Source organism: Streptomyces pilosus (assembly GCF_014649835.1).
In the GTDB taxonomy this organism is placed as follows: domain Bacteria; phylum Actinomycetota; class Actinomycetes; order Streptomycetales; family Streptomycetaceae; genus Streptomyces; species Streptomyces pilosus.
In genome coordinates, this window is sequence record NZ_BMTU01000005.1 from 219474 (window position 1) to 237537 (window position 18064).

At 73.2% G+C, this 18064-nt stretch carries 15 protein-coding genes; 6 read left to right on the top strand and 9 right to left on the bottom strand.

What is annotated here, in order from left to right; translation table 11 throughout:
* Positions 1-22: 22 nt before the first annotated feature.
* A complete protein-coding gene (locus IE118_RS14770; RefSeq protein ID WP_189558351.1) occupies positions 23-766 on the bottom strand; it encodes a LuxR C-terminal-related transcriptional regulator in 744 nt (247 codons plus the stop codon).
* Positions 763-2055, bottom strand: a complete 1293-nt coding sequence (locus IE118_RS14775) for an ATP-binding protein (protein ID WP_189558352.1) — start codon at positions 2053-2055, stop codon at positions 763-765. The genes IE118_RS14770 and IE118_RS14775 overlap by 4 nt, the downstream gene beginning before the upstream one ends.
* 179 nt (positions 2056-2234) lie before the next feature.
* Here IE118_RS14775 and IE118_RS14780 point away from each other — a divergent pair, with 179 nt between their 5' ends.
* The 3 genes from IE118_RS14780 to IE118_RS14790 all read left to right on the top strand — a co-directional run bounded on the left by IE118_RS14780 (position 2235) and on the right by IE118_RS14790 (position 5079).
* Positions 2235-3611, top strand: a complete 1377-nt coding sequence (locus tag IE118_RS14780; RefSeq protein ID WP_189558353.1) for a PspC domain-containing protein — start codon at positions 2235-2237, stop codon at positions 3609-3611.
* Positions 3598-3825 carry a hypothetical protein gene (locus IE118_RS14785; RefSeq protein WP_189558354.1) on the top strand — a complete coding sequence of 76 codons (228 nt, stop codon included), beginning with the start codon at positions 3598-3600 and terminating at the stop codon, positions 3823-3825. Before IE118_RS14780 ends, IE118_RS14785 begins: the two co-directional genes overlap by 14 nt.
* Positions 3826-3978: 153 nt before the next feature.
* Positions 3979-5079 (top strand): acyltransferase family protein, encoded by a 1101-nt coding sequence (locus IE118_RS14790; RefSeq protein WP_229846816.1) that lies wholly within the window; start codon positions 3979-3981, stop codon positions 5077-5079.
* Here IE118_RS14790 and IE118_RS14795 read toward each other — a convergent pair.
* From IE118_RS14795 to IE118_RS14805, 3 genes are all read right to left on the bottom strand, one after another.
* A complete protein-coding gene (locus IE118_RS14795) occupies positions 5051-5569 on the bottom strand; it encodes a DoxX family protein (protein ID WP_189558356.1) in 519 nt (172 codons plus the stop codon). The two genes, IE118_RS14790 and IE118_RS14795, sit on opposite strands and share 29 nt — an antisense overlap.
* A gap of 174 nt (positions 5570-5743) precedes the next feature.
* Complete coding sequence (locus IE118_RS14800; RefSeq protein WP_189558357.1) at positions 5744-7030, bottom strand: hypothetical protein; 1287 nt, start codon at positions 7028-7030, stop codon at positions 5744-5746.
* Positions 7031-7176: 146 nt separating this feature from the next.
* Positions 7177-7971, bottom strand: coding sequence for a class II aldolase/adducin family protein (locus IE118_RS14805; RefSeq protein ID WP_189558358.1), 795 nt, complete (start codon positions 7969-7971; stop codon positions 7177-7179).
* 163 nt (positions 7972-8134) lie between these two features.
* Here IE118_RS14805 and IE118_RS14810 point away from each other — a divergent pair, with 163 nt between their 5' ends.
* A complete protein-coding gene (locus IE118_RS14810; RefSeq protein WP_189558359.1) occupies positions 8135-8614 on the top strand; it encodes a pyridoxamine 5'-phosphate oxidase family protein in 480 nt (159 codons plus the stop codon).
* Between the two features lie 45 nt (positions 8615-8659).
* Here the strand turns inward: IE118_RS14810 and guaA are convergent, their stop codons facing one another.
* A complete protein-coding gene (gene guaA, locus IE118_RS14815; protein WP_189558360.1) occupies positions 8660-10240 on the bottom strand; it encodes a glutamine-hydrolyzing GMP synthase in 1581 nt (526 codons plus the stop codon).
* 569 nt (positions 10241-10809) lie between these two features.
* Here guaA and IE118_RS14820 point away from each other — a divergent pair.
* Together IE118_RS14820 and IE118_RS14825 are read left to right on the top strand one after the other, a co-directional pair.
* The gene (locus IE118_RS14820) at positions 10810-11148 is read left to right on the top strand and encodes a chorismate mutase (protein ID WP_189558361.1); all 339 of its coding nucleotides are present in this window, start codon (positions 10810-10812) and stop codon (positions 11146-11148) included.
* Between the two features lie 473 nt (positions 11149-11621).
* Positions 11622-12734, top strand: coding sequence for an LAETG motif-containing sortase-dependent surface protein (locus tag IE118_RS14825; RefSeq protein WP_189558362.1), 1113 nt, complete (start codon positions 11622-11624; stop codon positions 12732-12734).
* Positions 12735-12889: 155 nt separating this feature from the next.
* On the opposite strand, the gene IE118_RS14830 is transcribed toward IE118_RS14825, so the two are convergent.
* The 3 genes from IE118_RS14830 to IE118_RS14840 form a co-directional block, all read right to left on the bottom strand.
* A complete protein-coding gene (locus IE118_RS14830; RefSeq protein ID WP_189558363.1) occupies positions 12890-14677 on the bottom strand; it encodes a GMC family oxidoreductase N-terminal domain-containing protein in 1788 nt (595 codons plus the stop codon).
* Positions 14678-14712: 35 nt separating this feature from the next.
* Positions 14713-16326 carry a succinic semialdehyde dehydrogenase gene (locus IE118_RS14835; RefSeq protein ID WP_189558364.1) on the bottom strand — a complete coding sequence of 538 codons (1614 nt, stop codon included), beginning with the start codon at positions 16324-16326 and terminating at the stop codon, positions 14713-14715.
* A gap of 102 nt (positions 16327-16428) precedes the next feature.
* Positions 16429-18021 (bottom strand): serine/threonine-protein kinase, encoded by a 1593-nt coding sequence (locus IE118_RS14840; protein ID WP_189558365.1) that lies wholly within the window; start codon positions 18019-18021, stop codon positions 16429-16431.
* Positions 18022-18064 lie beyond the last annotated feature (43 nt).

Consider the following 18064-nt stretch of genomic DNA (forward strand, 5'->3'; position numbering starts at 1 on the left):
ACGGCCCGCGCGCGGCACCCGCTCAGACCAGCCGGCGCGCCGTCGCCCAGCGGGTCAGCTCGTGACGGTTGGACAGCTGGAGCTTGCGCAGCACCGCCGAGACATGGGACTCGACCGTCTTCACCGAGATGAACAGCTGCTTGGCGATCTCCTTGTACGCGTACCCGCGGGCGATCAGCCGCAGCACCTCCCGCTCGCGCTGGGTGAGGCGGTCCATGTCCTCGTCGACCGGCGGGGCGTCGGTCGACGCGAAGGCGTCCAGCACGAAACCCGCCAGGCGCGGCGAGAAGACGGCGTCGCCCTCCTGGACCCGGAAGATCGAGTCGACCAGATCGGTCCCGGTGATCGTCTTGGTGACGTAGCCGCGGGCGCCGCCCCGGATCACCCCGATCACGTCCTCCGCCGCGTCCGACACGGACAGGGCGAGGAAGCGGACCGGTTGCTCGGTGTCCGCCATCAACGGGGCGCAGCGGCGCAGCACTTCGACCCCGCCGCCACCGGGCAGATGCACGTCGAGCAGGACCACCTCGGGCCGGGTCGCGGTGATGACCGTGACCGCCTGGTCGACGTCGGCGGCCTCGCCGATCACCTCGACGCCCGTCTGCGCGGTCTGCCCGATCTCCGCCTGGACCCCCGTGCGGAACATGCGGTGGTCGTCGACGAGGACGACCCGCACATGACGTCCGGCGGTGCTCCCGGCCGGCTCGCCGGACTCGGATCCCTGTCCCGCTCCCGCCGTCGCGTTCGCCTCGGTCGGCTCGCTCATGACGTCTTCTCCGCCCTCTCCATCTCCAGCTCGACCTCCGTGCCGCCGTCGGGCACCGCGCGCAGCCGCGCCGTGCCGCCGTTGCGCTCCATGCGGCCGATGATCGATTCTCTGACGCCCATCCGGTCGGCGGGTATCGACTCCAGGTCGAAGCCGGGGCCACGGTCACGGACCGACACGAAGACCTTCTTCCCCTCGACTTCGGCGTAGACCTGCACCGCGCCTCCCTGGCCACCGTACTTGGCGGCGTTGACCATTGCTTCCCGCGCGGCCTGCATCTGTGCGCCGATCCTCTCGTCGAGCGGGCAGTCGCCGACGACGACGACCTCGAGGGGGACGCCGTGCTTGTCCTCGACCTCGGCGGCGTTGCGCTTCACGGCCTCGGCGAGGGTGGTGGGTTCGTCGTCCTCGTCCTTTCCGTTGCCCTCGGGTCTGTACAGCCAGGCCCGCAGGTCGCGTTCCTGGGCACGGGCCAGCCGGCGCACCTCGCCCGCGTTGTCCGCGTTGCGCTGGATCAGGGTGAGGGTGTGCAGCACCGAGTCGTGCACGTGGGCGGCGACCTCCGCGCGTTCCTGCGCGCGGATGCGCATCAGACGCTCCTCGGAGAGGTCCTGTGTCATGCGCACCAGGTAGGGGCCGGCGAGGAGCGTGATGCCCACCAGGACCGCGAGGGCCGCCTGGAGCACGGAGCCGAGGTGGCTGCCGGACCCCCGCAGGACGAAGATGCCCGAGGCGCCCGCCGTCACCAGCAGCACACCGGCCACCGCGCGCAGCAGGGTGACGGTGCGCCGGCGGCGGCCGACCTCCATCCAGCGGGCCCGTCGCGCGTTGTCCGCCTGCCGCCACACCAGGGCGACACCCGCGCCGACCAGGACGGTCGGCCAGAGGTAGGCGCGGGTGCCGTTGTTCAGGTCCACGCTGCCCACGAAGACCATGGCCACCACGACCATGAGCAGCAGGGCGACGATCTGCCCCTTGTCGGGTCTGCGGGTGACGAGCCTGCGCCGGCCGTCCGGCGCGGTCTCGGTCGTCACCGGCGGAGCCTGCTTCTGCGCGTCGACGCCCCCGACGCCGAGCGGTACGAAGAACCAGAACGCGGCGTACAGCAGGGCGCCGAGACCGTCGGCCATGAACAGGGCGACGAAAACGAGACGCACCCAGATCACGGGCAGCCCGAGGTGTCCGGCGAGCCCCCGCGCCACGCCACCGAGCCAGCGTCCGTCGCTGCTGCGGTAGAGCTTGCGCGGCGGCCGCGGCTCGACGACTGGCGCTGCTGCGGCTTCCGACATGCCAATGATGGTCACACGCGCGGGTTGCCGGAGCATCAGGGTCCGTCCCGGAGACTCCCCTGATCTCCGCGCCGCGGGTTCCCCGCCCGCCTCCCGGGCCCGGCTCAGGGACCGATATCAGGGTCCGGCCAGGGTCGTTCCGACTCCCGCGACGGCGGCCCGCCCGTCACCATGGACGCATGACCGATCACCAGCACGCCGCGACGGGCCCGGGGCCCGGCTCCGGCCCGCGCCCTTCCCGGGGCACCGGGCCGCAGGACGCCGCGCCCCGGGAAGCCGGTCCGGAGGACGCGGACGACCGCTTCCGCCGGAACCGGCGGCACCAGATGCTCGGCGGGGTGTGCGCGGGGCTCGGCCGGCAGTGCGACATGGACCCGGTGATCTTCCGGATCACCCTCGCGGTCCTCTCCGCCACCGGCGGCATCGGCCTGATCTTCTACGGGTTCGCCTGGCTCTTCGTCCCGTACGACGACGACGAGGAGAACGAGGTCCGCCGGCTGCTGACCGGCCGGGTCGACGGCCACACCCTGGCGGCCGTGCTGTTCGCGCTGGTCGGCTGCGGCGTCTTCCTCAGCATGCTGAGCAACGACGGCGTGCTGAGCTTCGCCGTCATACTCTCCCTGCTGCTCGCCGGCGCCGGTTACTGGTCGCGGCGGCGCGGCACCCCCAGCCCCGACCACATCGCCGCCCAGGCCGCCGCCGACGCCCCGCCGGAGCCCCAGGCGCCGCCGGTGCCCGACGCCTTCCCCTCGTGGTGGCGGGACCCGATCGTCAAGGACGGCACGCATGTGGGCGGCACGGGATATCTGTGGGGGCCCAGGGAATCCCGCGACCTGGACATCGCCGCTGCCGTCGCCATCGGCCTCGGCTCCGGCGCCCGTGACAAGCCGTACGCACCACCCCGCCGTGAGGCGAGACCGCGCGGTCCCCGGCGGATCGGCGGCTGGGTCTTCCTGTTCGCCCTGCTCGCGGCCGGTCTGGGCACCGGTCTCACCTGGGAGGCGCATTCTCTCGGCACCAGCCTGCAGACCGGTCTGGCCTGCGCGCTCGCCGTCTTCGGCGTCGGCATCGCCGTCAGCGCGTTCCTCGGCCGCACCGGCGCGGGGTCCGTCGTCCTGGCGGTCCTCACGGCGGGCCTGCTGGCCGGTTCGACCGCCGTCCCCGGGAACATCGGCACCGACTGGACACGCACGGCCTGGGGGCCCACCTCGGTCGCACAGATACGTCCCCAGTACGACCTGGGCGCCGGTGAGGGCGAACTGGACCTGTCCGCGATACGCGTGCCCGAGAACGGCACCGCCTCGACGGCGGCCCACGTCGGTCTGGGCCGGATCCACCTGATCGTGCCCAGGGACGCGACCGTGAGGCTGACCATCGACGTGGGGGTGGGCGACATCCAGTTGCCCGGCGACGAGCGGAAGGACGTGGACGTGGCACCGGGCAAGCGCGAGAAGGTGACCCTGCGGCCGCCCGCGGGCGCCGGGAAGGCGGGCACCCTCGAGATCGAGCTCCATGTGGGCGTGGGGCAGGCGGAGGTGAGCCGTGCTGCGTCATGAGTTCCAGCCCGGCAGGCTGGTGACCGGCGTCGTCCTCACCGTCGCGGCGGTGGTCTACGCCGGTGACGCGGGAGGTGCCTGGGACACCCCGTGGTTCGTGATGATCCCCCTCGTGACCGGCGGTCTCTGCCTGGCCGGCGCGGTGGGCTCCCTGACCGGCCGCCTACGCCGCCGGGCCGGAGCGGACAGCGAGAGAGCGACGCCCGGGACCTAGCGGCACTCCCGACGGAGCGGAGGTCAGGGAGTAGTTGATAATCCTCTGATGCGACACAGAGCGGCTTCTCCCGCCGTCCCAGGTTCCCCCGCCCGGACGGGCAGGGACCGGCTTCCGTCCCTGACCGGGCTGCGCTTCTGGGCTGCTCTGGTCGTGGTTCTCTACCATCTGTCCCGCCAGGTCGCCCCGCTGCCCGGTCTCAGCGACATGGTCTGGTACGGCCGTAGCGGAGTGACCTTCTTCTTCGTGCTGTCGGGGTTCGTGCTGGCCTGGACCTACGACGGTGCGCGCGTTCCCGCCACGGTCTTCCTGTGGCGGCGCTTCGCTCGCATCTGGCCGCTGCTGGCGGTCACCACCGTCTTCTCGGTCGGGGTGTGGCTGGCGCTCGGCAAAGCCGTGTCGGCGAAGGCGGTCGTCGCCACCCTGCTGCTCGTCCACGCCTGGATACCGGACCCGGTCATCCTCCAGGGCGGCAATCCGGCCGCCTGGTCGCTCAGTGACGAGGCCTGGTTCTACCTGATCTTCCCCGCGCTGATGGCGCTGCCCGCGGTGCGGTCCGCGCGCGGCCGGCGGTGGATCGGTGTCCTCGCCTGCGGTGGCGCGCTGCTGGTGTGGCTGGGCGGCTCGCTGCTCACCGACGCGTCGGTGCGGGCGTGGGCCCTCGACTACCTGCCGCTCACCCGCACGCTGCAGTTCCTGCTCGGCGTGGTGGCGGGGCTCGCCGTGAAGCGGGGATGGCGGCCGCCGGTGAGCCTGTGGCCGGCCGTCGCCCTGGTGATCGGCTGGCACGCCGCGCTCATCCCCTGGTCCGGGGCCGTCCCGGACAGCCTGTGGTACAGCCCGTACAGCGCCTCGCAGCTGCTCTCGGCTCCGCTGTTCGCCCTGCTGGTCGCGGCGGCGGCGGTGGCCGATGTGGAGGGGCGGGCGACCGGGCTCGGCGGCCCGTGGGCGATACGTCTGGGCCACTGGTCGTTCGCCTGGTACCTCATCCACGAGATCGTGATCCGCTTCTGTCTCGCGGAGTACGGCCGGCCGGAGTCCGTGTCGTCGACGGCTCTCCTCTGGGCGCTGGTGATCGCGGTCAGTCTGCTCCTGTCCGCGTGCGCGTACATCTGGGTGGAGCACCCTCTGGAGCGCCTGCTCCGCGCGAAGGGGCCGCGCGTACCGGCACCGCCGCGGCGCGACGAGCCCGCCTCGCCCGGCGCGCCCGGCGCGCCCCGAACGCTCAGCCGCCGGAGCGGCGCCGGTTCCTGATCAGGGCGTCCAGCGACCACGGGGACGAGCCGGCGAGTACGAGGGGCACCCAGCAGAACAGGTACGGCAGGTCGTTGCCGTAGTAGTACGGATCGGCCGCCCAGCTCACGGTCAGCCACAGGCTGAGGGAGATCAGCGCCCCGCCGAGGGCGGCGAGGCGGGTGAGCAGACCGAGCAGGGTGCCGATGCCGGCGGCCAGCTCGCCGAGGGCGATGGCGTAGCCGAACGCGACGGGGCTCTCCAGTGCCATGTCGACCATCGCGGGAATGGCTGCGGAGTCCCGGACGGCGCGCATCATGTCGCCGATCGAACCGGCGCCGGAGTCCTGCAGGAACGCGCTGTCCGTGAGCTTGTCCAGGCCGGCGTAGACGAAGGTGACGCCGAGGAAGAGGCGCAGGGGGAGGAGGGCGTAGCGGGTGGCGGCGTCCCGCCGGTTCCGGTCGCCGCCGGCGTGTGGGGAGTACGTGTTCGCGCGCCTGCCATGGGTCATCGCCGTCCGCCGCCTCTCACCGCCGTGCCGGGGCCCCACAGACCATACGTACGACGAACTGCCACGGCTCAACCCTGTGCGCCGGGTATTTCTTCGCGCCCGGGACGACGGCGCCGGTACCCGGGGGTCCGGTGCGGGCGACGGGTGCTCGCAGGGCACCGGTCCCCGCACCCGCTAGTCCGTCACGTCGATCGCGTACCGGTTCGTCTCCACGCCCGCCGCGGTGATCACCTGGACATCCACCCGCCCCGGCTCCACCTCGGCCGGCACCGGCACCGTCAGCAGGGCGTCCGTGGGGTTGTCGAAGCCGCCGGCCACCGGGACCAGCGGTACGTGGACGTTCACCACGCCGACCCGCACCACCATCCGCGACAACCGGTCGGCCCCCTGGGCCCCGGCCGGCACGAACCCCGCGCCCCGAATCTCGATGTCGTCCCCGGTGCGGATCGGCGCGTCCAGGTCGCCCGCCTCCCGGGCCCGCACCACCGACAGGATCACCGGACGCCCGCCCTCCGCGTACTTGCCGGCGAGGTACGTCCCCGCCGACACCAGCACCACCACCGCGAGTCCCCACGGCAGATCCGGCAACTGGTCCGGCCGCCGGGCCAGCCGCACCGCCGCGAACGCCAGCGCGACCCCGCTGATCACGACGTACTGGATGTCGGCGAAGCTCCCCCGCCCGGCGTCGTCGGTCAGCAGATCCGCCGCCCTGGGCCGGTGCGCCCGCACCTTCTGCAGCCGCTGCCCCTGCACGCGCAGCCCGACCACGCGCCGCACCAGCACGGCGATCCCGCACACCACGGCCAGCACGGTCACCACACCCGCGCCGCGGGCGAGTTCGAGCCCGTCGATCAGCGCGTCGCGCTCCCGGTGACCGGAGGCGGCCGCCAGCCGCCCCGCCAGGACGAGCACGGCGAACGCGACGAGCAGCACCCAGCAGGCGGCCACCGCACGGGACGTGGAGAGCCGGTTGTCCTCGCCGATCACCGGCGCCAGCGCACCCCCGCGGGCCCGGTGGAACCAGGACGCGGCGGTCAGCGCACCGGCGACGACGACCGCGGCCAGCAGCCCGGCGGTGCGGGCGGCGGTCCATCCGGCGCCGATCGCCGTGAGCGCCTGCCCGAGGAGCAGCAGCACCACGCCCGCCCAGACCACGGCCGCCGTCCACCGCCACAGTCGCGTCAGCCAGGCCTCGCCCTCGGCCCGTCCCCGCACGGCGACGGCTTCCGCGGCCTGGGTGAGCTCCTCCGACACCCACTGCCGGGAGGCGGACGCGGAGTGCGCCACCGCGGCCGGCACTCCGTGTCCGGCCGCGAACTCGTCCCGCTTCAGGAGGAACGCCGCGACCGCGCGCCGATGCCCCTCACGCGCCCCGTGCGGGCAGTCCCCGCAGGTGCAGCCGCCCTCGTGCGCACCCGCGCCCGAGTCGGCGCCGCCCTGTCTCGCCTCCTGCACCGCCACGCCCGAAACCCGCCTTCCCCGCCATCGACACTCACGACACAAGTCCCCCGCGACGACAGCGAATTGTGCCCTACCGCACGGCCTCCCCGTCCGGCAGGCCCGGTCAGTACGGGTGAACTTCGAGGCACCCGGTTGACAGGGGCCGTCTAGCTCAGCAGATCCGGCTCGCTCCGGGTGATCTCCTGCCACATCGGCTGGTAGTTGATCCACGCGACGAGGTCCCCGCCGAGCTGCTCCCGGGTGGCGACGGCCTGCCGGTGACCGATGAGGACGGGCCGGCCCGCCGCACGGGCGGTGAGCTGCACCTGGCAGGACCGTTCCATGGTGATGAACCACCAGGCCGCCGCGTCGACGGAGTCCCCCACGGTGAGCAGCCCGTGGTTGCGCAGCACCAGCGCCTTGTGGGAGCCGAGCACACCGGCGATGCGCCGCCCCTCCCCGGCGTCGACGGTGACGCCGCTGTAGGCGTCGTAGAGGGCGTGGTCCTCGTAGAAGGCGCAGCTCTCCTGGGTGATGGGGTCGAGCAGGTCACCCAGGGCGGCGAGGGCCCGCCCGTGCACGGAGTGGCAGTGGGCGACGGCGACGACGTCGGGCCGGGCCGCGTGCACCTGGGCGTGCACGGTGAACGCGGCCTGGTTGACGTGGTGGCCGCCCTCGACGACCTGGCCGTCCCGGTTGGCGAGCACCAGATCGCTCACGGTGACGTACCGGAACGGCATCCCGAACGGGTTGACCCAGAAGCAGTCGCTGAACTCCGGGTCGCGTGCGGTGATGTGCCCCGAGACACCGTCCTCGTAGCCGAGCCGCCCGAAGAGCCGCAGCGCGCCCGCGAGCCGCTCCTTGCGGTGCCGGCGTTCGTCCTCGGCGGAGGCGTGCATGGGCGGCATGGCGAAGCGCAGCTTGTCGGTGGGCAGCGGCAGGGGCGGCGTGGGCCCGTGCATGAGTCCTCCCGCGGGGGGTGTGCGTACGGGGCGGAAGTTACCGGCGGGCCGCCCCGTACGACAGCTCTCTTCCGTAAAGATGCGGTACGCGGCCGCTGCTCCGTCCGGGGGACGCCGCCGATACCCGACACAGGATGTCCGGTATCCCCGCCAGACTCGGCCCATGCACACGAATTGGGCAGCCTTCACCGCGGCGGAACCGGAGCTGGCGAGGACCGTGGAGCAGCGCTTCGCCGCGTACACCCACCACGTCCTGGCGACCCTGCGCCGGGACGGCTCGCCGCGCACCACCGGCCTGGAGGTCCGCTTCTCGGACGGGGAGCTGTGGCTCGGCATGATGCCGGACTCGCTCAAGGCGCTGGATCTGCGCCGCGACCCGCGCTTCGCGCTCCAGGCGAACCCGGGCGAGGACACCGGCATGGGCGGCGGCGACGTCCGCATCGGCGGCCGGGCGGTCGAGATCGCCGCCGGGGACGCGGAGACGCGGGCCCGGTACGCCGAAGAGGCGGAACCGCCGGAGCAGTTCCACCTCTTCCGCACCGAGTTGACGGAGGTCGTGCGGACCTCCGTCGAGGACGAGAAGTACCTGGTCGTCCAGGTCTGGAAGCCCGGAGAGCCGGTGCGGACCCTCAGACGGACCTGACCGCCCCGGCCCCGGTGACCGCCCGCGCGGCCCCGGCCCCCGGGACTACTCCCACTCGATGGTCCCCGGCGGCTTGGAGGTGACGTCGAGGACGACCCGGTTGACGTCCCGCACCTCGTTGGTGATGCGGGTGGAGATCTTGGCGAGGACGTCGTACGGCAGCCGCGACCAGTCGGCGGTCATGGCGTCCTCGCTGGAGACCGGGCGCAGCACGATCGGGTGACCGTAGGTGCGGCCGTCGCCCTGGACGCCCACCGAACGCACGTCGGCCAGCAGGACCACCGGGCACTGCCAGATGTCCCGGTCGAGGCCGGCGGCGGTGAGTTCCTCGCGGGCGATGGCGTCGGCCTCGCGGAGCAGGTCGAGCCGCTCCTTGGTGACCTCGCCGACGATGCGGATGCCGAGGCCGGGACCGGGGAAGGGCTGGCGCTGGACGATCTCGTCCGGCAGGCCGAGTTCCTGGCCGACCATGCGGACCTCGTCCTTGAACAGCTGGCGCAGCGGCTCGACCAGCTTGAACTCGAGGTCCTCGGGGAGGCCGCCCACGTTGTGGTGGGACTTGATGTTGGCGGTGCCGGTGCCGCCGCCGGACTCGACGACGTCCGGGTAGAGCGTCCCCTGGACGAGGAACTCCACGGCCGGGCCCTCGTCCGCGATGATCTCGGCCTGGGCCTGCTCGAAGACCCGGATGAACTCCCGGCCGATGATCTTCCGCTTCTCCTCGGGGTCGGAGACCCCGGCCAGCGCCTTCAGGAACCGCTCCTGCGCGTCCACGACCTTCAGCTGGACGCCGGTCGCGGCGACGAAGTCCTTCTCGACCTGCTCGGTCTCGCCCTTGCGCATCAGGCCGTGGTCGACGTAGACGCAGGTCAGCTGGGAGCCGATGGCCTTCTGGACGAGGGCAGCGGCGACCGCGGAGTCCACGCCGCCGGACAGACCGCAGATGGCGCGCCTGTCGCCGACCAGCTCGCGGATCGAGGCGACCTGCTCCTCGATGACGTTGCCCGTGGTCCAGTCCGGGGCCAGTCCCGCGCCCCGGTACAGGAAGTGCTCCAGCACCTGCTGCCCGTGCGTGGAGTGCATCACCTCGGGGTGGTACTGGACGCCGTAGAGCTTCTTCTCGTCGTTCTCGAAGGCGGCGACCGGGACGACGTCCGTGGAGGCCGTGACGGAGAAGCCCTCGGGGGCGGCGGAGCAGGCGTCGCCGTGCGACATCCACACGGCCTGCTCCCCGGGGGTGCCCTCGAAGAGGGTGGAGGAGTTCTTGGAGACGTGCAGGTCCGTGCGGCCGTACTCACGGGCTCCGGTGTTGTCCACCTGGCCGCCCAGGCTCTGGGCCATGAGCTGGAAGCCGTAGCACATGCCGAAGACGGGGACGCCGGCCTCGAAGATCTCGCGGTCGAGGCGGGGGGCACCCTCCTCGTACACGGACGAGGGGCCGCCGGAGAGGATGATCGCCGCCGGGTTCCTGGCGAGCATCTCCGCGACCGGCATGGTGCTCGGCACGATCTCGCTGTAGACCCGCGCCTCGCGGACGCGACGGGCGATGAGCTGGGCGTACTGCGCGCCGAAGTCGACGACCAGAACGGTGTCGGGCGCGTTGGCAGCGGGAGACGCTGATGACACGAGGTGCCTTCCGGCGGTGGGGCGGGGGTCTTGTGCCTCCCGATTCTACCGAGACGGCGGCGGGACACGCCCCGGGCCGTGGAACGGCCGGACGGGAGCGGCGGCGCGGGCACCGGAACGCGGGCCCGCGCCCCGCCCGGCACCCCCGGGAGTCGAGGCATGCGCCCCGCCCGGCACCGCGGGGAATCGAGGCACGTATGCCGCCCGGCACCGCGGGGAATCGAGGCACGTATGCCGCCCGGCACCGCGGGGAGTCGAGGCACGTATGCCGCCCGGCACCGCGGGGAATCGAGGCACGGGCCTCGTCCGGCGCGCTCGTCTCACCATGCGGCCCGTGTTGGACGGCCGCGGCCCGCCGGGCATACTGGTCCGCATGCTCACGCACCAGACCTTCGTCTTTACCTATGGCACCCGGCCCGCCGGCTGCCATGGTCGTGCTGCTTGAGCAACTGACAAGCGACTTCCCAGGCGCCCCGGGCCGACAAGGTCCGGGGCGCCTGGCGTTCTCCTCCGGACCGTGTCGCTCCGGGGCACCTCCGCCGCCCGCCACCTCACCGAGGAGCCCCGAGATGACCGCCACCACGACCGCCCACACGACCACCACCCCGAACGGACCGGCCGCCACGGAGCCGGCGGCCGGGAGGACCGGCGCCCGCACCGCCGAAGCCGCCGAACTGATCACCGGCGCCCGCGAGCGGATCGACGCGCTCGACGACCGGATCATCGGTCTCGTGCAGGAACGGATGGCCGTCTCGGCCGTCATCCAGAAGGAACGGATCGCCTCCGGCGGCCGGCGCGTGAACCTGTCCCGCGAGATGGAGGTCCTCGCCACCTACCGCGACGCCCTGGGCAAGCCGGGCACCGCGCTCGCCATGACCCTGCTGGAGCTGTGCCGGGGCAGGATCTGAGTCCGCGTCCGGTCACGGGCCTGCGCGGCGTCTCTCACCCGTCCGGTGCGTGACCCGCCCCCGTCCGCCTCGTTGGTACCGGTGTCCGCGCCAGCCAGGTGCGGGTCAGAGCAGCACCACGCGTGGCTCGCCGGAGCGATGTGGCGTACGGGGCGGATCGTCCCGTACGCCGTGGGACCTCGCTCCGGACAGGTGACCGGGCGGCAGGGGACAGCCACCCCGGTCACTCAGGAGAAGGCCGGCTCCGGGGACGCCCGGAGCCGGCCGACGCGTTTCGGCGGCCGGGCCTCCCCGGCACCACTCCCCCAGTGATCCACGTCACATAAGAATTATGTGAGATCCGGGACAACCATTCGCGGGCTCCAGTGATCAAACCACCGGAACCAAGGGCCTCACCCGCGCCCCACAGCGGAGGCCTCTCCGCACTCGTTCGTGCCGCGACCGCGCGGCACACCGGACTTCCCGAGGTCTTCATGAAGCTTCGCCGTGCCATGGCCGCAGCGGCCGCGACGGCCGTCATAGCGCCGCTCGCCCTGCTTTCGGCTCCGGCAGCCTTCGCGACCGGCAGCGAGGAGACGCCGAGCACGTCGACGAGCTCCCCCGCCGAGGGCGAGAACCCGCCGGCGGAGGGTGAGAACCCGCCCGCCGAGGGCGAGAACCCCCCGGCGGAAGGCGAGAACCCGCCCGCCGAGGGCGAGAACCCCCCGGCGGAAGGCGAGAACCCGCCCGCCGAGGGCGAGAACCCCCCGGCGGAAGGCGAGAACCCGCCCGCCGAAGGTGAGAACCCCCCGGCGGAAGGCGAGAACCCGCCCGCCGAGGGCGAGAACCCCCCGGCCGAGGGCGAGGAGCCGCCCGCCGAGGAGGAGCCCCCCGCCGACGACGAGGACGACATCGAGCTCTGCGTCGACGAGGAGGGCAACAGCACGGCCGAGCTCAGCTTCGAGCTGGAGAGCGGCCTTGCCGGCCTGCCCGAGACGGTCGTCGCCGGCAGCGGCTGGAAGGCGTTCTCCTTCAACGTCTCCAACCGTGGCGACGAGGAGATCAAGGACATCAAGCCGCTGATCGGCGTCGCCGCCGTCGGCTGGGAGGACGAGAAGGACTACTCCGGCCAGATCACCGTCCAGGTGTTCGACAAGGCCACCAAGCAGTGGAAGACGCTGGCGGACGCCGCCGGCGAGGGCGGCACCTTCGCCGCGTTCTCGCTCGGTGCCGGCCAGTCCACCTCGTACCAGCTGCGGCTCAGCGTCTCCGGCAAGGTGCCCGACGCGCTCGGCCTCACCGGTGGTTTCGCCGAGTACGCGGACGCCGACGGCTGCTGGATCGCCGACGACCAGAACGGCTGGATCTACTTCTTCGACATCCTGGCCGCCGGTACCGACGCCGGTGAGCCGAACGACGCCAAGCCGCAGACCGGCGGCAAGGTCGAGCTCGACCAGGTGAAGGACGTCAAGGTCACCGGCACCCTCGCCGAGACCGGCTCGAACTCCGCCCTGCCGATGATCGGCCTGGTCGGCGGCGCCGCCGTCGTGGCGGGTGCCGGCGCGGTGTTCGTGGTGCGCCGCCGCAAGGCCGGTGCGGAGGCGTAACACCGCCTCGCCGCGCCGTGGGGCGCGGCACCAGGACAAGGGAAAAGGACCTGAGCTCGGAGGGGGGCACAGGTCCTTTTCTCTCTTTTTTCTGTCCTTCTCGCGTTCTTGTCCTCCCCGGCCCTCCCGCACGGCCCCCTCGCGGGGGCCCGCGGTCACTTCTTGGGCGGAACCGCCGGGATCCCCAGGAAGGGCAGCTTCAGCGCGCCGAACGCGTCCGCAGGGACCGCCGGGGACTTCGGCTCGACCGGCGTGAGCCGCTGGTACTGCTCGCCCTGCTCCGGACGCGGATCGGCCTCGCCCTTGTTGGGCCAGTACGACATCGCCCGCTCGGCCTGCGCCGTGATGGTCAGGGACGGGTTGACGCCCAGGTTCGCCGACACCGCCGACCCGTCCACGACCGAGATGCCGGGGTGGCCGTAGAGGCGGTGGTACGGGTCGATCACGCCCGTCTCGCGGGAACCGCCGATGTGGCAGCCGCCCAGGAAGTGCGCGGTCAGCGGCATGCCCGTCAGCTCACCCACGTTCGAGCCGGCGAAGCCGTTGATCTCGGCCGCCAGCGCCGAGGCGCCGTCCGTGGCCGCCTTGATCTGCTTGGGATTGGGGGCGCCGTGGCCCTGCCGGGCGGTGAGCAGGCCCCGGCCGACCCCGGACGGCTTGAGGTAGGTCGTCAGGGAGTTGTCCAGCGACTGCATCACCAGGCCGATGATGGTCCGCTCCGACCAGCGCCGGTTGGACAGCGAGCGCATCGTCATCACCGGGTGCCTGGCCGCGTTGCCGAGCCAGCCCAGCACCCGGGCCGTCCCCGAACCGCGGCCCGCGTACGGCACCTGGAGGATGGACAGCGAGCCCATCGAGTTGGATCCCTTGCCGTAGCGGACCGGCTCGATGTGGGTGTTCTCGTCGGGGTGGATCGAGGACGTGATGGCCACACCGCGGGTGAAGTCGGCCTTCGGCGCGCCGGTGGCCTTGCGGTAGCGGCGGTTGTCGGTCTGCGCGCCGACCAGGGCCTCGGAGTTGGTGCGGGTCAGCTCGCCCAGCCTGTCCGACAGGTGCGGCAGCCGGCCGCCGGCCCGCATCCGGTGCAGCAGCGTCTGGGTGCCGTAGGTGCCGGCCGCCAGGACGACCCGGCGGGCCCGGAAGGTACGGCCCTCGCCCTTGCGGCGCCGGTGCGTCGGCAGCGTGGCGACGGCGTACCCGCCCCGGGAGTCCTCGGTCACCGACACCACCGTCGTCATGGGGTGCACGACCGCGCCCGCCTTCTCGGCGAGGTGGAGGTAGTTCTCGTTGAGGGTGTTCTTCGCGCCGTGCCGGCACCCGGTCATGCACTCACCGCACTCGGCACAGGCCCGCCGCGACGGTCCCGCCCCGCCGAAGTACGGGTCGGGGACCTCCTGCCCCGGCTTCGCCTTCACCGTGCCGTCGGCGTCCTCGCCGTCACCGAAGAAGACCCCGACGGGGGCCATGTGGAAGGTGTCGCCCACACCCATCCGTTCGGCCGCCGCCTTCAGGTGCACGTCCGACGGGGTCATCGTCGGGTTGAGCCGCACGCCCAGCATCCGCCGCGCCTGGTCGTAGTACGGCTTCAGCTCGTCCTGCCAGTCGGTGATGTGCCCCCACTGCGGGTCCTCGAAGAACTGCCGGGGCGGGACGTAGAGGGTGTTGGCGTAGTTGAGCGAGCCGCCGCCCACCCCCGCGCCGGCCAGCACCATGACATTGCCCAGCAGGTGGATGCGCTGGAGGCCGAACATGCCGAGCTTCGGCGCCCAGAGGTAGTTCTTCAGGTCCCAGGAGTTCCTCGGCAGGGTCTCGGGGGTGAAGCGGCGGCCTGCTTCGAGGACGCCGACGGTGTAGCCCTTCTCCGTCAGGCGCAGTGCCGAGACGGAGCCGCCGAAGCCGGAGCCGACGACGAGGACGTCGTAGTCGTAGGCGTCTTGAGGCACGGGTGTCTCCTCGTTGGGTTTCGCGTACGGGTGGGTCACCTGAACCGGAAGGCCTTCATCAGGCGCAGGCTGCGGCTCATGAAGGCCGCGTACGTCTCGTCGTCCATGCCCAGCGACGGCGCCATCGGCAGCAGCCGCTGGTGGGCGACCGTCTGCGCCTCGGTGTACTTGAGGATGCCCTCGGAGCCGTGCCGGCGGCCGAGGCCGGAGTCCTTCATGCCGCCCATCGGCGACTGGACGCTGCCGTACGCGGGCGCGTAGCCCTCGTTGATGTTGACCGTGCCGGTGCGCATCCGGGCGGCGACCGCGCGGCCGCGCCGCGCGTCCTTCGTCCAGACCGAGGAGTTCAGGCCGTACGGGGTGGCGTTGGCGGCGTCGATCGCCTCCTCGTCGGAGGAGAAGCGGTAGACGGAGACGACCGGGCCGAAGGTCTCCTCGGAGCAGACGCTCATCGGGGCCCCGACCCCGTCGAGGATGGTCGGCTCGTAGAAGTACGGGCCGATGTCCGGGCGGGCGGTACCGCCCGCGAGCACCTTGGCGCCCTTGGCGACGGCGTCGTCGACGTGCCGGGTGACGGCGTCCAGCTGACGCTGTCCGACCAGGGAGCCCATGTCGGCGCCGTAGGCCAGGGACGTGCCGAGGCGGATCGCCCGGGTGCGGGCGGCGAAGCGCTCCAGGAACGCGTCCGCGACCGACTCGTGGACGTACAGCCGCTCGATGGAGATGCACAGCTGGCCCGCGCTGGAGAAGCAGGCGCGGACGGCGCCGGCGGCGGCCTTGTCGAGGTCGGCGTCGTCCAGCACCAGCATGGCGTTCTTGCCGCCGAGTTCGAGGGAGACGCCGACGAGGCGGGCGGCGGCGCCCTGGGCGACCTCGCGGCCGGTGCGGGTGGAGCCGGTGAAGGAGACGTAGTCCGCGTGCCGGACGACCTCGGGGCCGACGACCGGCCCCTCGCCGAGGACGACCTGGAAGACGTCGGCGGGCAGTCCGGCCTCGATCAGCAGGTCACGGGCCCACAGTGCGGTGAGGCAGGTCTCCGTGTCGGGCTTCATCACGACCGCGTTGCCGGCGACGAAGGCCGGGAGGGCGTCGCCGACGGAGAGTTCGAGGGGGTAGTTCCAGGGCGCGATCTGGCCCACGACGCCGCGCGGGTGACGCAGTTCGGTGACCTTGGTCAGGGTCGGCACGGCGCCCGCGTGCCGCTTGGGGCGCAGATAGGCCGCGGCCCGGCGGCCGTAGTGGCGGGCGGCGACGGCGACGGCCTGCACCTCCTCGTGGGCGTGCAGCCGGGCCTTGCCGGTCTCCAGCTGGATCAGGTCGAGCACCTCCGCCTGGCGCTCCAGCACCAGGTCGTGGAAGCGCAGCAGCACGGCGGCGCGCCGGCGGACCGGGATCCGCGCCCACACCTCCTGGGCGGCGCGGGCCGCCTCGAAGGCCCCGGCCACCTCCTCCGGGGTCGACTCGGGCAGGTCGGCCAGCTTCTCGCCGGTGAACGGCGTGTGGTTGGCGGTCCGGCCGGAGCCGGCCACCCCCTTGGTGAGCTGGGCGACCAGTTCCGGCGTCACCACGTCGGCTGCGGTGCGGGCTGCCGCCGGGGCGGGGGCGAGGGGATTGGTGCCGGTGGATACCCGGGTCTGCGCGTCCGTCATGAGCCGCAGGGTATGCCGGAGCGCACACTTTGTGTACCCGTCGGTAACAGATTCCCGCACGGCTCACACACCGCCAGTGAACACTGGCAACAAACCCCCTGATCAGGGCGTTGATGCCGGGAGCCGGCCCGCTGACCGCGTCTCGATCTCGAGTCGGTCGCGGGCGCCCTCGAACAGCGCCGCCCCCTTGCGCTCCGGGGCGCCACCCGCGGGCATCTCGACGCGCAGTTCGTACATGCGGCCGGTGTCGGTGCGGATCGTCAGCTGCAGCACCCGGGCCGGACCGTCGGCAGTGCCGCGGACGCCGTCGGCCAGGGCGGCCTCGTGGCCGCGGAAGCCGGTGCGGGTGTACCGGGTGCGGGCGTCACCCCCGGGGACGGCCGGGGCCGCGCCGGAGCCGCGCGCCCGGTCCATCGGGGAGCCGGGGGCCCGGTCCCACTGGGCCAGCCTGACCCGGATGCCGTCGTCGGCCCGGTACACCACGAAGCGGGGCCGGCCGCCCGTGCCGCCCGCCCGGGCCTGCTCCTCGTATCCGGGGGGCAGGACGAGGACCGCGCGCATGGTGGTCTGGGGGTGGGCGGTCCAGACGGGCGCGGTGGGTTCCCGGGCCGCCGTGGTGGTGTCCTGCCCGTCGGCGGACCCCGCGGACCAGATGCCGCCGCCCACGACGGCGAGCGCCCCGAGGGCCGCCAGCGGGGCGGGACGGCGGACGCGCCGCCGGAGGTCCGGCTCCGGTGTCCGGTCGCGGACGGGACCCCCGGCGGCTCCTTCCGGACCCTCCGTGACGGCCCGGCTCCCCGCCGCGGGCTCCGACGGCTGCGGCCCGGGGGCGTGGTCGCCGGACTCCGGTGGCCGGTGCCGCTGCCCGGCCACCGCCTCCAGCGCCGCGGACGCCTCCGCCGCGCCGGGCCGTGCGCCGGGATCCTCCGCCAGCAGCCGCACGATCAGCGGCCCGAGGGGCCCCGCACCCTCCGGCTCGGGGAGGGCGGCGGCGGGAGCGGACCGCGACGCCGTACGGCGGGACGGGGGACGGCCTTCCACGGCGGTGTGGAGCAGGGCGCCCAGGGACCACAGGTCACAGGCGGGCCCGGCGCCGCGTCCGGACCGCTGTTCGGGGGCGGTGCACTCGGGCGAGCCGGCGCCGAAGTCGGTGAGGACCACCCGCCCCTCCGGTCCGAGCAGCACGTTGGCGGGCCGCACGCCGCGGTGCACGATGCCGACGGCGTGCGCGGCGCGCAGCGCGCCCAGCACGGCGAGGCCGATCCGGGCCGCCTCCACGGGCGGCAGCGGGCCGCGCCGCAGCAGCTCGCGCAGGGACTCGCCGTGCACGTACTCCATGACGATCCAGGGCAGTCCGCGCGTGCCCTCCGCTCCGTCCGTCCCCTCGGCGCCGTCCCCGCCGCCGGCGTGCTCCTCCGCCTCGACGACGACGTCCAGGATCGAGACGGCCGACGGATGGCCGACGCGTGCGGCGGCCCGCGCCTCCCGGTGCAGCCGGCGCGCTGCCCTCCGGCGGCCCTCCTCACCGGGCTCGCCCGGCAACCTCGGCCGGCGCACGGCGACTTCGCGTGCGGTGAACTCGTCCAGCGCCCGCCAGACGGTGCCCGCGCCGCCGGAGCCGACGCGCTCGACCAGCCGGTACCGTCCGGCGATCAGCCGGCCCTGTGCTCCACCCGGGCCACCGTCGTTGCTCATGTCCCATCAGTACCGTGCGGCACGCGGGGTTGTCGACGCGAAG